The organism is Streptomyces formicae (assembly GCF_002556545.1).
Taxonomy (GTDB): domain Bacteria; phylum Actinomycetota; class Actinomycetes; order Streptomycetales; family Streptomycetaceae; genus Streptomyces; species Streptomyces formicae_A.
Genome location: NZ_CP022685.1, coordinates 6190219 through 6204189 on the forward strand (window position 1 = coordinate 6190219; position 13971 = coordinate 6204189).

Genomic DNA, 13971 nt, shown 5'->3' on the forward strand with positions numbered 1-13971 from the left:
GGATAACGGACGGGTCACCAGTGCGTCAACGTGCCTGTTCAGCAGCAGCGGAAGCCTTGCCGGGGGTCCGACTCCTGGTTGTCTGTCCGCATACGCTCAAAAGCGCGGCGGCTGGGGACAGTTGCGGCCGGATGGTCCCTGCGGACATGAGCCACGTACCGTTCGTACGCCGACTCGTCGGTCAGCTCGCGGACGTACCACCGCATCCAGCGCGCGCCGCGCAGCAGCCACGTCACGGAATCAGCTCCCGCTTCTCCTCGCGCGTCGCGATCAGGCCCGCGGGGGCCGTCAACTTCGACTCCACGTACGGCGCTTCGCTCAGCCGCGAGGAGGCGGGGTCGCGGACGTGCTTGACGCAGATCCGGGCCGCGTCGGCGATCACGATGACGATGAGCAGGGCGAGGGCGGCCGAAAGGACGCCGTCCACCGTGGAGTTGGTGACCACGGTGTGCATGTCGTCCATGGTCTTGGCGGGCGGCAGGACCTTCCCCGCGTCGATCGCGTCCTGGTAGTTGGAGCGCTGCTGGAAGAAGCCGACGCGCGGATCGCTGGAGAACACCTTCTGCCAGCTCGCGGTGAGCGTGACCGTCGCGTCCCAGACCAGCGGAATCCCGGTGATCCAGGCCCACTTGAGGCGCCCGGACTTCACGAGCAGCGTCGTGCAGACGGCGAGCGCCACGGCCGCGAGCAGCTGGTTGGCGATGCCGAAGATCGGGAAGAGCTGGTTGATCCCGCCGAGCGGCTCGTGCACGCCGACCCAGAGGAAGTACCCCCACAGGCCGGTGACCGCGGCGCTGGTGAGGACGAGCCCGGGGCGCCAACTCACGTTCCTGAAGGGCTTGTAGACGTTGCCGAGCATGTCCTGGAGCATGAAGCGGCCCACGCGCGTGCCCGCGTCGAGCGCGGTGAGGATGAACAGCGCCTCGAACATGATCGCGAAGTGGTACCAGAAGGCCCGCATCGAGCCGCCCGTGACCTTCGAGAAGATCTCGGAGACGCCGATCGCGAGGGTGGGCGCGCCGCCCGTGCGCGAGAGCAGCGAGGACTCCTCGACGTTCTTGGCGGCCTGCGCCAGATCGGCCGGTGAGATGGAGTACCCGAAGCCCGCGACGGCCTTCGACGCCTCCTGGACGGTGTCGCCGATGACGCCCGCGGGCGCGTTCATCGCGAAGTAGAGACCGGGGTCGATGATCGACGCGGCGACGAGCGCCATGATCGCGACGGCCGACTCCATCAGCATGGAGCCGTAGCCGATCATCCTGACCTGCGTCTCCTTCTGGATCATCTTCGGCGTCGTACCCGAGGAGATCAGCGCGTGGAAGCCCGAGAGGGCGCCGCAGGCGATGGTGATGAAGACGAAGGGGAAGAGCGATCCGGCGAAGACCGGGCCGTCGCCGCGCGAGGCGAAGTCGGTGACCGGGTCCATCTTCAGCGTCGGCAGGGCGATCACCACGCCGAGCGCGAGCAGCACGATGGTGCCGATCTTCATGAACGTGGAGAGGTAGTCGCGCGGCGCGAGCAGCATCCACACCGGCAGGATCGAGGCGATGAAGCCGTACGCCACCAGCCAGATGACCAGCGTCGAGGGCGCGAGCGTGAACGTGTCGGCGAGCGAGGACTCGGCGACCCAGCGCCCGGAGACCAGCGCGAGCAGCAGCAGGGCGATGCCGATGAGGGAGACCTCACTGACCCGGCCCGGACGCAGTACGCGCAGGTAGAAGCCCATGAGCAGGGCGATCGGGATGGTCATCGCGATGGAGAAGGTGCCCCACGGCGACTGGGCGAGCGCGTTGACGATGACGAGCGCGAGCACCCCGAGCAGGATGATCATGATCGCGAAGGTGGCGAGCAGCGCCGCGGCCCCGCCGAACGGGCCGATCTCCTCGCGGGCCATCTGCCCGAGCGACTTGCCGTCGCGCCGGGTGGAGAAGAACAGCACGACCATGTCCTGCACGGCGCCCGCGAAGATCACGCCGACGATGATCCAGATGGTGCCCGGCAGGTACCCCATCTGCGCGGCGAGCACGGGCCCCACAAGGGGGCCCGCGCCCGCGATCGCGGCGAAGTGGTGACCGAGGAGGACCCGGCGGTCGGTCGGGTGGAAGTCGATGCCGTTGTCGAGCCGCTCGGCGGGCGTCGCCCGCGACTTGTCGACCTTGAGGACCTTGTACGCGATGAACTTGGAGTAGAAGCGGTACGCGATGGCGTACGTGCCGAGGGCCGCGGCCACCATCCAGGCGGCCGACACCTCCTCGTCGCGGGCGAGTGCCAGGACGGTCCAGCCCGCGGCGCCGATCAGCGCGACGAGGGACCAGATGACGATGGATCGAGGATTCGCTGTGCGCACCGGGTCGTCCTCCCGTTCACCATGCGATGACGGGAGGACGGTAGAGCAGCGGCGTGATCCGCGCCAGACCCCGGACGGGGGTCGGTCGGGCGCCGGTCGGGTGTCGGCCGGTGGGCGGGTCAGTCCGTGGGGCGCTTGAGACGGGCCACGAACTTGTACCGGTCGCCCCGGTACACCGAGCGCACCCACTCCACCGGCTGCCCCGAGCCGTCCAGGGAGTGCCGGGACAGGAGCAGCATCGGCAGGCCGACGTCGGTGCCGAGCAGGCCCGCCTCGCGCGGGGTGGCCAGCGAGGTCTCGATGGTCTCCTCGGCCTCCGCGAGGTGGACGTCGTACACCTCGGCGAGCGCGGTGTAGAGCGAGGTGTACTTGACCAGGGAGCGGCGCAGCGCGGGGAAGCGCTTGGCGGACAGGTGCGTGGTCTCGATCGCCATCGCCTCGCCGTTGGCCAGGCGCAGCCGCTCGATCCTGAGCACCCGGCCGCCCGCGCTGATGTCGAGCAGGCCCGCGAGGGTGTCGTCGGCGGTGATGTAGCCGATGTCCAGGAGCTGCGAGGTCGGCTCCAGGCCCTGGGCCCGCATGTCCTCGGTGTACGAGGTGAGTTGGAGCGCCTGGGAGACCTTCGGCTTGGCGACGAAGGTGCCCTTGCCCTGGATGCGCTCCAGACGGCCCTCGACGACCAGCTCCTGGAGGGCCTGGCGCACCGTCGTGCGGGAGGTGTCGAACTCGGCGGCGAGCGTGCGCTCCGGCGGGACGGGGGTGCCGGGGGGCAGTGTTTCGGTCATGTCGAGCAAGTGCCGCTTCAGGCGGTAATACTTGGGCACGCGCGCGGTCCGGCCGATGCTCGCGCCCTCCGAGGGCGCGCCCACATCGGTGCCCGTGCCACCCGCTTCGGTGCCCATCGACTGCCTTCCCGGCTCCTGTGCTGCTGCCGTCACCGGCTCCTCCGTCTGTCGCGGCTCACATCGTGGCACGGTACGGGCCGAGCAGACTCCGCCTGCTCAGGTGTCGGTCCGATAACGGACGCGACAGCCCTTCTTATACACCCTTGACACCCCTAAAGGTCTAGGCCAAGCTCCCCGTACTGGTCTACACCATTAAAGACCAGGTTCCAGTCCCACGGGCAGATCTCGGTCCATTTGGTCGCTGCGGGTGGGGGGTTGACTGGCATCCCTTGAGGAGGGTGACGTGAAGCGCAAGCTCATAGCGGCCATCGGTGTCGCGGGCATGTTGGTGTCGGTCGCGGCCTGCGGCGGTGACGACGGGGACAAGAAGTCCGGTGGAGCCGACGGCTACAAGGGCGAGACGCTGACGCTCTGGGCGATGGACGGCTCGACGCCGGACCAGTGGCAGAAGGACGTCACGGCGGCCTTCGAGAAGAAGACCGGCGCCAAGCTGAAGTTCGAAGTCCAGCAGTGGAACGGCATCCAGCAGAAGCTGACCACCGCCCTCTCCGAGGAGAACCCTCCGGACGTCTTCGAGATCGGCAACACCCAGACCGCCGCGTACGCCAAGACGGGCGGCCTCGCCGAGCTCGACGACCTCAAGAAGTCGATCGGCGCCGACTGGACCGAGTCGATGAACAAGGCCTCGGTCATCGACGGCAAGCAGTACGCCGCCCCGTGGTTCGTCCTCAACCGCGTCGTGGTCTACAACAAGAAGATCTGGGCCGACGCCGGCATCAAGGAGCTTCCCAAGACCCGCGCCGAGTTCCTCAAGGACCTCAAGCAGATCGGCGCGAAGACCGACGCCGAGCCGATCTACCTGCCCGGCCAGAACTGGTACCACTTCGTCGGCCTGACCATCGGTGAGGGCGCCGAGCTGGTCAAGAAGGACGGCGACAAGTACGTCTCCAACCTCGGTGACCCCAAGGTCGCCAAGGCCATGAAGACGTACAAGGAGTTCGCGGACCTCTCCAAGGCCCCCAAGAACAAGGACGAGGCCACCCCGCAGCAGGCCGAGGTCTTCGCCAAGGGCAAGACCGGCGCCTTCATCGGCATGAGCTGGGAAGCCCCCACCGCCATCAAGGCCAACCCGAAGATCGAGAAGGACATCGGCTTCTTCACGATCCCCGGCGCCACGGCCGACAAGCCCGAGGGCGTCTTCCTCGGCGGCTCCAACCTCGCCATCGCCGCGACCAGCAAGAAGCAGGACCTCGCCAAGGAGTTCCTGAAGATCGCGCTGTCCGACAAGTTCGAGGGTCAGTTCGCCAAGGAAGGCGGCACGATCCCGAACAAGAAGGCGCTGGAGTCCAACCTCAAGGGCAACCCGGCCGCCGAGGCCGCGGCCCCCGCCACCTCCGGCGGCGGCACCACCCCGCTGATCCCGGAGTGGGGCGCGGTCGAGAACCCGCCGAACCCGATCAAGAACTACATGACCGCGGTGCTCAACGGTAAGTCGCCTGCCGCCGCCGCCAAGCAGGTCGAGGGCGAGCTCAACAAGCGCCTGGCGCAGAAGCAGTAACAACGCGTCCTCTTGCCGGGGGTGGCGGGTGACGTGACCCCGCCGCCCCCGGCGTACCCATGAGTGCCGCGTGTTCCCCCGCCGCGCACTCCGCGTTCTCCGCGCTGATCACAGCGCCTCGCGTTGCCCACGAAAGAGATGGCGAGCATGACCGTGCAGAAGACCGAACGGCCGCCCTCCGGCCCGACGGAGGTGCAGACATCGGACGGCGGGCCACGACCAGGGGGCCCGCGCAGATCCGCCGGACGTCTCACCGGCGTCACGCCCTATCTGCTTCTTGCCCCCGCGATCATCGTCACCCTGCTGCTGCTGGGCTGGCCGCTGGTCAACAACGGGATCCTGTCGTTCCAGAACCTCAACATGCGGCAGTTCATCCTGCACTTGACCGAGTGGAACGGGTTCGACAACTACAAGGAGGTCCTCACCGGCGAGGACTTCTGGCGGGTCACCGGACGCTCGATCGCCTTCACCGCCGTCAACGTCGTGCTGATCATGGTCCTCGGCACGCTGGTGGGACTGCTCCTCGCGCGCCTCGGCCGGAAGATGCGCACGTTCCTCCTGGTCGGCCTCGTGCTCGCCTGGGCCATGCCCGTCGTCGCGGCGAGCACCGTCTACCAGTGGCTGTTCGCGCAGCGCTTCGGCGTCGTCAACTGGGTGCTCGCCAAGATCGGCTTCGAGTCGATGGCCGACCACGACTGGCTGGCCACGCAGTACTCGACCTTCTTCGTCGTCCTGCTGCTGATCGTCTGGATGTCCATCCCCTTCGTGGCGATCAACCTGTACGCCGCCACGACCACCATTCCCAAGGAGCTGTACGAGGCCGCGTCGCTCGACGGCGCCGGTGCCTGGAAGCAGTTCACCCAGGTCACGATGCCGTACCTGCGGCCCTTCCTCTACGCCACGACGTTCCTGGAGATCATCTGGGTCTTCAAGGCGTTCGTACAGGTCTTCACGATCAACGAGGGCGGACCCGACCGGCTCACCGAGATCCTGCCCGTCTACGCCTACATCGAGGGCATGGGCAACCAGCACTTCGGCATGGGTGCCGCGATCGCGCTGCTCACCATCATCATCCTGCTGGCCATCACCTCGTTCTACCTGCGGATCGTGCTCAAGCAAGAGGAGGACGAGCTGTGAAGCGCTCGCTGATGGGCCGCCTGTGGCCCAACCTGGTCGCTGTCGTCATGTTCGTCTTCTGCGTCTTCCCCGTGTACTGGATGTTCGCGACGGCCTTCAAGCCGACCGGCGACATCATCGCCGAGGACCCGGTCTGGTTCCCGACCGACGCCACCTTCGAACACTTCAAGACGGCGGTGAACGCCGACCACTTCTGGACGATGGCGGGCAACTCCCTCATCGTCACGCTGCTCGCGGTGGTCTTCTCGCTCATCATCGGCGTGACCGCGGCCTTCGCCCTGGCCCGGATGCGCTTCAAGGGCCGACGCGGCTTCATCATCGGCTTCATGCTGGCGCAGATGGCGCCGTGGGAAGTCATGGTCATCGCGATCTACATCATCGTGCGCGACGCGGACATGCTGAACAGCCTGATCCCGCTGACCCTCTTCTACATGGTGATGATCCTGCCCTTCACGCTCCTCACGCTGCGCGGCTTCGTCGCCGCGGTGCCCAAGGAGCTGGAGGAGTCCGCCATGGTGGACGGCTGCACCCGTATGCAGGCGTTCCGCCGGGTGATCCTGCCGCTGCTCGCGCCGGGCCTGATGTCGACCTCGCTCTTCGGCTTCATCACCGCCTGGAACGAGTTCCCGCTGGTCCTCGTGCTCAACAAGGAAGCAGAGTCCAAGACCCTGCCGGTATGGCTCTCCAGCTTCCAGACCCAATTCGGCGACGACTGGGGCGCCACCATGGCCGCGGCCTCGCTCTTCGCCATCCCGATCCTGATCCTCTTCGTCTTCCTGCAGCGCAGGGCCGTGAGCGGCCTGACCGACGGCGCAGTGAAGGGATAACGCCGCACCATGACGACCTCCACCACCCACGCCGGTGACACGCTCACCCGCAACGCCCTGACCGTCCTCCAGCCCGGCTTCGACGGCACCACCGCCGTGCCGGACTGGGTGCGCCGCCGGATCGACGAGGGCCTCGCCTCCGTCAGTCTGTTCGGCCGCAACGTGCGGACCGCCGAGCAGGTCACCGCCCTCACCGCCCAGCTCAAGGCCGAGCGCGACGACCTCCTGATCGCCATCGACGAGGAGAGCGGCGACGTCACCCGCCTGGAGGTGCGCACCGGCTCCTCCTACCCGGGCAACCACGCGCTCGGCGCCGTCGACGACACCGACCTCACCCGTGAGGTCGCCGCCGACCTCGGCCGCCGCCTGGCCGCCTGCGGCATCAACTTCAACTGGGCGCCGTCCGCGGACGTCAACGCCAACCCGGACAACCCGGTCATCGGCGTACGTTCCTTCGGATCCGACCCCCTCCTGGTCGCGCGGCACACCGCCGCCTACGTCGAGGGCATGCAGTCGTCCGGCGTCGCCACCTCCGCCAAGCACTTCCCCGGGCACGGCGACACCGCGGTCGACTCGCACCACTCGGTGCCGCTCATCGACGTCGGCAGGGACGTGCTCGACTCCCGCGACCTGGCGCCCTTCCGCGCCGCGATCGCCGCGGGCACGCGCGCCGTGATGAGCGCCCACCTCCTGGTGCCCGCGCTCGACCCGGAGAACCCGGCGACGGTCTCGCGCCGCATCCTCACGGGCCTGCTCCGCGAGGAACTCGGCTACCAGGGCCTGATCGTCACCGACGGCATGGACATGCACGCGATCGCCGGGACCTACGGCTTCGAGCGCGGCTGTGTGCTCGCCATCGCCGCGGGCGCCGACGCGATCTGCACCGGCGGCGGCCCCTCGGACGAGGGGACCGTGGTGCGCCTGCGGGACGCCTTCATCGAGGCGGTCCGCACCGGGGAGCTCTCCGAGGAGCGCCTCGCCGACGCGGCCGAGCGGGTCAGGGCGTTGGCGAGCTGGACCTCGGTGTCGGGCGCGGCCAGTCGTTCGGGGGGCGCGCCCGACACCGAGATCGGTCTCGTCGCGGCCCGCCGCGCGCTGACCGTCACCCGCGGCGAGACGTACGCGGCCCCGGTCACCGAGGCCCCCTACGTCGCCACGTTCTCCCCGCTGCCGAACATCGCGGTCGGCGACGAGACCCCCTGGGGCGTGACCGCCGAACTGACGGCCACCTTCCCCGGCACGGAGTCGGGCACCTTCTCCGGGGACGGCGCGGGCGCGAAGGCGCTCGCGGCCGCGGGGGAGCGCCGCGTCGTCGCGGTGGTCCGCGACGCCCACCGGCACGCCTGGATGTCCGACGCCCTGAAGACCCTCGTCTCGGCCCGTCCGGACACGGTCGTGGTGGAGATGGGCGTGCCCCAGTCCGCCCCGATCGGCGCCCTGCACATCGCCACGCGGGGTGCGGCACGGGTGTGCGGGACCGCGGCGGCGGAGGTCGTCACCGGCGGCTGACGCCCGCGACAGGCACCGACGCCGGAAGGGGCGCCCCCTGGTGGGGGCGCCCCTTCCGGCGTCTTGACCGGCGGCCGTCGAGCCGCCGAACTCCCTTACAGGCCCTGCCAGTCGGGCTTGTTGGTGTAGGCGTGCCGGAAGTAGTCGGCGAGCTTCAGCTTGGAGGCCGCGGCCTCGTCCACGACGACCGTGGCGTGCTGGTGCAGCTGCAACGCCGACGCCGGCACGACGGAGGCCACAGGGCCCTCGACCGTCGCGGCCACCGCGTCCGCCTTGCCCTCGCCCGTGGCGAGCAGCACCAGGTGCCGCGCCTCCAGGATCGTGCCGATCCCCTGGGTGATGACGTGGTGCGGGACCTGCTCGATGTCGCCGTCGAAGAAGCGCGCGTTGTCCACCCGCGTCTGCTCCGTCAGCGTCTTGATGCGCGTCCGCGAGGCGATCGACGAGCACGGCTCGTTGAACCCGATGTGCCCGTCGGTCCCGATGCCGAGCAGCTGGAGATCCACGCCACCGGCTGCGGCGAGCGCCTTGTCGTACGCCTCGCAGGCGGCCTGCACGTCGTCCGCGCTGCCGTCGGGACCCATGAAGGAGGACTCGCTGAGCCCGAGCGGCTCGACGACCTCGCGCAGGACCACGGAACGGTAGGACTCGGGGTGCCCGACCGGCAGCCCGACGTATTCGTCGAGCTGGCAGATGCGCGCGCGCGAGGCATCCACGGCACCGGCGGCGACCTTGGCGGCCAGCGCCTCGTAGATGGGCAGCGGGGTGGATCCGGTGGCGACACCGAGCAGGGCGTCAGGCTTACGGCGCACCAGGGCGGCCATGGCCTCCGCGATGAGCTCGCCGCCTGCCTTGGCGTCCGGGACGATGACAACTTCCACGCTGGGCCTGCCGATCTGGAGAGGGGCTCAAGAGGACTGGTGGTATAGACCAATCTAGCAGAGCTGGGCCGCCAGAACAGTCGATTCCTGCGGTCCATGCTGGGCTCTCCACACCGCCTCCGCCCGTCGAGCGCCCGACACCGACGCGAACCCCACCCCACATCCCTCCCGCCCCCGCCCCCTGCCCCTCCCGCTGCCCTCGCTCTTCCGCTCCCGCCCCCTGCCTCGTCACGAGTCGGCCCGCAGCAGAGGCGCCCCGCGCCCCGAGCGGGGAGAGTGGGAGGCATGACCGCCATGACTCCCCAGGACGGGCACCACCCGCAGAGCGAGCGGCCGGGTCGGATCATGTGCCGGGAGATGGCCGAGCAGCCCGAGGTCCTGCGCCGCATCCTCGATACCGGCGCCCCCGAGATCCAGGAGACCGCGCGACGCGTCGCCGAGAAGAAGCCCCGCTTCGTCCTGCTCTCCGCCCGTGGCACCTCCGATCACGCCGCGCTCTACGCGAAGTACCTCCTCGAAGTGCGTCTCGGCCTGCCCTGCGGCCTCACCTCGATGTCCACGATCACGGCCTACGGCGCCAAGCCCGACCTGCGGGACGTCCTGGTCGTCACCGTGAGCCAGTCCGGCGGCTCGCCCGATCTGGTCGCCTCGGCCCAGGCCGCGCGCGAGGCCGGTGCGATCACGCTCGCGGTGACCAACAACCCGGACTCGCCCCTGGCCGCCGTCTGCGAACACCACATCGACATCCTCGCGGGACCGGAGAAGGCGCTCCCCGCGACGAAGACCTACACCGCCGCCCTGCTCGCCCTCCACCTCTTCGTCGAAGGGCTCGCCGGCCCCGGCGGCGACGACGCGGGCGCCGCGCGGCTGCCGGACCTCGCGGCCCAACTCCTCGACAGACAGGGCGAGATCAAGGACCTGGCCGCCCGCTACCGCTTCGCGGAACGCATGGTGATCACCTCTCGTGGCTACGGCTACCCGACCGCCAAAGAGGCGGCCCTGAAGCTGATGGAGACCAGCTACATCCCGGCGCTCGCCTACTCCGGCGCCGACCTGCTGCACGGCCCGCTCGCGATGGTCGACAACATCTCACCGGTCATCGCCGTCGTGACGGACGGCCGGGGCGGCGAGGCGCTCCAGCCCGTGCTCGACCGGCTGCGCGGACGCGGCGCCGACCTGGTGGTCATCGGCCCGAAGGCCCAGGTCGAGCAGGCGTCGGCCGGTTTCGTCCTGCCCACCGACGGCGTACCGGAGGCGCTCCAGCCGATCCTGGAGATCATCCCCCTGCAACTGCTCGCCTACGAGGTGACGATCGCGCGCGGGCAGGACCCGGACGCGCCCAGGGCTCTGGCCAAGGTGACGGAGACCCGCTGACGCGGCCGAGGGGTCACGTCAGGGACCCGCCCGTCGCGTCTATCCACGCCCCGGTGACCCATCGGCCGTCGTGCGAGGCGAGGAAGGACACCACGTCGCCGATGTCCGACGCCTCGCCGATGCGGCCGAGCGCGGACAGCTTGGCGGAGCTCTCCCACGCGTCCTTGTTCTCCTCGCCGCGCAGCCATCCGGCGTTGTTGTCGGTGTCCACGATCCCCGGGGCCACCGAGTTGACCGTGATCCCGCGCGGGCCGAGGACCTTCGAGAGGTTCTGCGTGAACACGTCCAGGGCGCCCTTGGTCATGGCATACGCCATGATCTCCGGCATCGCCGCGGCCCGCGAGAGGCCGGACGAGATGTTGATGACCCGGCCGCCGTCCCGCAGCCGCTCCGCGCCGAGCTGCGTGATGAAGTACGGCGCCTTCACGTTCACGGCGAACAGCCGGTCGTACTCCGCCACCTCCGTCTCGGTGAAGGAACTCGACGTACCGATCCCCGCGTTGTTCACCAGGATGTCCAGGCCGTCCGCGTGGGCGTCGAACCGGGACCACAGCGCCCGGGCGTCCCCCTCGGTGCCCAGCTCCGTGCCGATCGCGAAGGCGGATCCGCCCTCGGCCTCGATCGCGGCCACGGTCTCCTTCGCCGCGACCTCGTTGCTCCCGAAGTGCACGCCGACCCGTGCCCCGTCCCGCCCGAGCCGCTCGGCGATGCCCCGCCCGATGCCCCGGCTGCCGCCCGTGACCAGCGCCGTCTTCCCCGCAAACCTGCCCGCGTGTGCACCCATGTCAGGCGCCCCCTCTTTCTCTAGTGGTCGCTACAGAAAAAACCGTACCCGATCCCGATTCCATTTACTAGCGCCCGCTATACAATTCACCCCATGGCGACGAAACAGCGCGGACGACCCCGCTCCTTCGACCGCGAGACGGCCCTCGAACAGGCGATCCGCACCTTCTGGGAGCACGGGTACGAGGCGACGTCCGTCTCCGACCTCACCCGCGTGATGGGCATCGGGGCCCCCAGCCTCTACGCCGCGTTCGGCGACAAGCGGACGCTCTTCGACGAGGTCGTCGTGCGCTACGGCCTCACCCACGGCGCCTTCGGCGGCCGCGCCCTCGACGAGGAGCCGACGGTGCGCGGCGCGGTCTCGCGGCTGCTGCACGAGGCCGCCGCCGAGTTCACCGACCCGGACCACCCCCGTGGCTGCCTCGTCATCACCGCGGCCACCAACTGCACGACACCCGAAGTCGAAGAGGCCCTCCGGGAGCGGCGGAACGCCAACGTGGCGGGCATCGAGTCGCGCATCGGCGCGGCCGTCGCGGCGGGGGAGCTGCCCGATGACACCGACCCCGCCGCCCTTGCCCGCTATGTGGCGGCGGTCTTCCAGGGGATGTCGCAGCAGGCCAGGGACGGCGCGACCCGGCAGGACCTGGAGGCCGTCGCCGATCTCGCCATGCGCGCGTGGCCGCAGGGCCGACGGCCGGAGAACCCGGTCTGACACTCGGAGGAAGAGACGACAACAAACATCCGCCGACGCATAGACATGGGAGAATGGTCTAGTCCACAATGCGTGGGTAAAGCATCCGCCCTCCCCGCACAGGAGGGTGGACCGAGGAACCGGCGCTCTCTGCCCTGACCGCGCCGGAGCCTCCCGATCGGCGGCCAGTACCGCACATTCTGGCGGCCGATGCACCTGAAGGGCTGCGGTGCCGCGGGTGGGTTGAGGGTCCTGCCCCTGGCGCCGCGGCTCGTCGGGAAGCGAAAGGTACGCTCGCACGCGTGCCCTCCATGAACGAACTCGTACGCCAGCACACCGCTCTCGGTGACTCCGACCTCGAGTGGCTGCACCTGCTGGTCTCGGAGTGGCAGCTGCTCTCCGACCTCTCCTTCGCCGACCTCGTGCTCTGGGTCCCCACGCGCGACGGCACCCGCTATGTCTCCGTGGCGCAGATGCGGCCGAACACCGGCCCCACCTCCTACCAGGACGACATGGTCGGCCACCTGGTCCCGCGCGGCCGCCGCCCGCTGCTCGACGCCGCGCTCGACGAGGGCCGCATCGTGCGCGAGGGTGACCCGGAGTGGCGCGAGGAGGTCCCGGTGCGGGTCGAGTCCATCCCCGTACGCAGGGAAGGGCGCGTCCTCGGCGTCATCGCGCGCAACACCAACCTGCTGACCGTACGCACCCCTTCGCGCCTGGAGCTGACCTACCTCCAGTCGGCGTCCGACCTCGCGCAGATGATCGCCGCGGGATCGTTCCCGTTCCCGGGGCAGCAGGTCGACATGGATGCCTCCCCGCGCGTGGGCGACGGTCTGTTGCGGCTCGACGCCGACGGCATCGTCCAGTACGCGTCGCCGAACGCGCTCTCCGCGTACCACCGCCTCGGGCTCGCCTCCGACCTCGTCGGCCACCACCTGGGCAGGGCGACGGCCGAACTCGCCCCGTCCCGGGGCCCGGTGGACGAGGCGCTCGCCAAGGTCGCGAGCGGCTGGGCGCCGCGCGAGTTCGAGATCGAGGGCGGCGACGGCGTGATCCAGCTGCGCGCGATCCCGCTCAAGCCCAAGGGGCCCCGCATCGGTTCGCTCGTACTCCTGCGCGACGTCACCGAACTCCGCCGCCGCGAGCGCGAGTTGATCACCAAGGACGCGACCATCCGGGAGATCCACCACCGGGTGAAGAACAACCTCCAGACGGTCGCCGCGCTGCTGCGCCTGCAAGCCCGCCGCATCGATTCCGCGACGGGCCGCGAAGCCCTCGAAGAAGCCGTACGACGGGTGGGCTCCATCGCCATCGTCCACGAGACGCTCTCGCAGAACCTGGACGAGCGCGTGGAGTTCGACGAGATCGCCGACCGGGTGCTCGCGATGGTCGCCGAGATCTCACCCGGCAAGGTGACGGGCCGGCGCACCGGACGCTTCGGGATCCTCGACGCGGAGGTCGCCACCCCGCTGTCGATGGTGCTCACGGAGATCCTGCAGAACGCCCTGGAGCACGGCTTCCGCGAGGGGGACATCGGCACGGTCGAGGTCTCCGCGGTGCGCGGCGGCACCAGCAAGGAGGCGCGGCTGCTGATCACCGTCCAGGACGACGGCGTCGGTCTGCCCGACGACTTCGATCCGCACCGCTCGGGCAACCTCGGCCTGCAGATCGTGCGCACGCTGGTCGAGGGGGAGCTCGGCGGCACCTTCGACATGGTCCGCGCCCCCGAGCGCGGCACGCAGGTCATCCTCGACGTGCCGGTGAGCGGCGACAAGTAGACGGGTGACGAGCGGTAGCCGTACGTAGCGACGGCAAACGGACACGGCAAAGCAGTGAGCCCCGGACCGATGTGGTCCGGGGCTCACTGCTCACGTTGCGATGCGCATCGGGGGTACTGCGCGGCTGCGGCTCGGGGGCGGGAGATGCGTACTCGCTGTACGCGCCGCCAAGCTCAGGCTC

At 69.6% G+C, this 13971-nt stretch carries 12 protein-coding genes; 7 read left to right on the forward strand and 5 right to left on the reverse strand.

The annotated features are described in order from the left end of the window. Positions 1-38: 38 nt before the first annotated feature. The 3 genes from KY5_RS27200 to KY5_RS27210 form a co-directional block, all read right to left on the reverse strand. Positions 39-206 (reverse strand): YbdD/YjiX family protein, encoded by a 168-nt coding sequence (locus tag KY5_RS27200; protein ID WP_098247505.1) that lies wholly within the window; start codon positions 204-206, stop codon positions 39-41. Positions 207-232: 26 nt separating this feature from the next. Next, positions 233-2347: a carbon starvation CstA family protein gene (locus KY5_RS27205; protein WP_098244693.1), complete on the reverse strand. Its 2115-nt coding sequence runs from the start codon at positions 2345-2347 to the stop codon at positions 233-235. Between the two features lie 119 nt (positions 2348-2466). Continuing rightward, complete coding sequence (locus KY5_RS27210) at positions 2467-3249, reverse strand: GntR family transcriptional regulator (RefSeq protein ID WP_098244694.1); 783 nt, start codon at positions 3247-3249, stop codon at positions 2467-2469. Positions 3250-3535: 286 nt separating this feature from the next. On the opposite strand from KY5_RS27210, the gene KY5_RS27215 reads away from it, so the two are divergent. The 4 genes from KY5_RS27215 to KY5_RS27230 all read left to right on the forward strand — a co-directional run bounded on the left by KY5_RS27215 (position 3536) and on the right by KY5_RS27230 (position 8283). After that, positions 3536-4810 carry an extracellular solute-binding protein gene (locus KY5_RS27215; RefSeq protein WP_098244695.1) on the forward strand — a complete coding sequence of 425 codons (1275 nt, stop codon included), beginning with the start codon at positions 3536-3538 and terminating at the stop codon, positions 4808-4810. 147 nt (positions 4811-4957) lie between these two features. After that, complete coding sequence (locus KY5_RS27220) at positions 4958-5947, forward strand: carbohydrate ABC transporter permease (protein ID WP_098247506.1); 990 nt, start codon at positions 4958-4960, stop codon at positions 5945-5947. After that, positions 5944-6774, forward strand: coding sequence for a carbohydrate ABC transporter permease (locus tag KY5_RS27225; protein ID WP_098244696.1), 831 nt, complete (start codon positions 5944-5946; stop codon positions 6772-6774). Before KY5_RS27220 ends, KY5_RS27225 begins: the two co-directional genes overlap by 4 nt. Before the next feature lie 9 nt (positions 6775-6783). Further along, entirely contained in the window at positions 6784-8283 is a 1500-nt protein-coding gene (locus tag KY5_RS27230) for a glycoside hydrolase family 3 protein (protein WP_098244697.1), read from the forward strand. Between the two features lie 95 nt (positions 8284-8378). Here KY5_RS27230 and nagB read toward each other — a convergent pair whose 3' ends face one another. Beyond that, positions 8379-9164 carry a glucosamine-6-phosphate deaminase gene (gene nagB / locus KY5_RS27235; RefSeq protein ID WP_098244698.1) on the reverse strand — a complete coding sequence of 262 codons (786 nt, stop codon included), beginning with the start codon at positions 9162-9164 and terminating at the stop codon, positions 8379-8381. A gap of 285 nt (positions 9165-9449) precedes the next feature. Here nagB and KY5_RS27240 point away from each other — a divergent pair, with 285 nt between their 5' ends. Beyond that, the gene (locus tag KY5_RS27240; protein WP_098244699.1) at positions 9450-10538 is read left to right on the forward strand and encodes an SIS domain-containing protein; all 1089 of its coding nucleotides are present in this window, start codon (positions 9450-9452) and stop codon (positions 10536-10538) included. Positions 10539-10551: 13 nt separating this feature from the next. Here the strand turns inward: KY5_RS27240 and KY5_RS27245 are convergent, their stop codons facing one another. After that, positions 10552-11322, reverse strand: a complete 771-nt coding sequence (locus KY5_RS27245) for an SDR family oxidoreductase (RefSeq protein ID WP_098244700.1) — start codon at positions 11320-11322, stop codon at positions 10552-10554. A gap of 93 nt (positions 11323-11415) precedes the next feature. Between KY5_RS27245 and KY5_RS27250 the strand changes: the two genes are divergently transcribed. Together KY5_RS27250 and KY5_RS27255 are read left to right on the forward strand one after the other, a co-directional pair. Further along, on the forward strand, positions 11416-12033 hold the full coding sequence (locus tag KY5_RS27250; protein WP_098244701.1) for a TetR/AcrR family transcriptional regulator: 618 nt from the start codon (positions 11416-11418) through the stop codon (positions 12031-12033). Positions 12034-12323: 290 nt separating this feature from the next. Beyond that, positions 12324-13790 (forward strand): PAS domain-containing sensor histidine kinase, encoded by a 1467-nt coding sequence (locus KY5_RS27255; RefSeq protein ID WP_199843635.1) that lies wholly within the window; start codon positions 12324-12326, stop codon positions 13788-13790. Positions 13791-13971 lie beyond the last annotated feature (181 nt).

Bases quoted from the DNA above. Each gene is read 5' to 3' on its own strand.
- KY5_RS27230 (WP_098244697.1), top strand. From the start codon at position 6,784: ATGACGACCTCCACCACCCACGCCGGTGACACGCTCACCCGCAACGCC.
- KY5_RS27210 (WP_098244694.1), bottom strand. From the start codon at position 3,249: ATGGGCACCGAAGCGGGTGGCACGGGCACCGATGTGGGCGCGCCCTCG.
- KY5_RS27220 (WP_098247506.1), top strand. From the start codon at position 4,958: ATGACCGTGCAGAAGACCGAACGGCCGCCCTCCGGCCCGACGGAGGTG.
- KY5_RS27255 (WP_199843635.1), top strand. From the start codon at position 12,324: ATGAACGAACTCGTACGCCAGCACACCGCTCTCGGTGACTCCGACCTC.
- KY5_RS27200 (WP_098247505.1), bottom strand. From the start codon at position 206: ATGCGGTGGTACGTCCGCGAGCTGACCGACGAGTCGGCGTACGAACGG.
- KY5_RS27245 (WP_098244700.1), bottom strand. From the start codon at position 11,322: ATGGGTGCACACGCGGGCAGGTTTGCGGGGAAGACGGCGCTGGTCACG.
- KY5_RS27240 (WP_098244699.1), top strand. From the start codon at position 9,450: ATGACCGCCATGACTCCCCAGGACGGGCACCACCCGCAGAGCGAGCGG.
- KY5_RS27250 (WP_098244701.1), top strand. From the start codon at position 11,416: ATGGCGACGAAACAGCGCGGACGACCCCGCTCCTTCGACCGCGAGACG.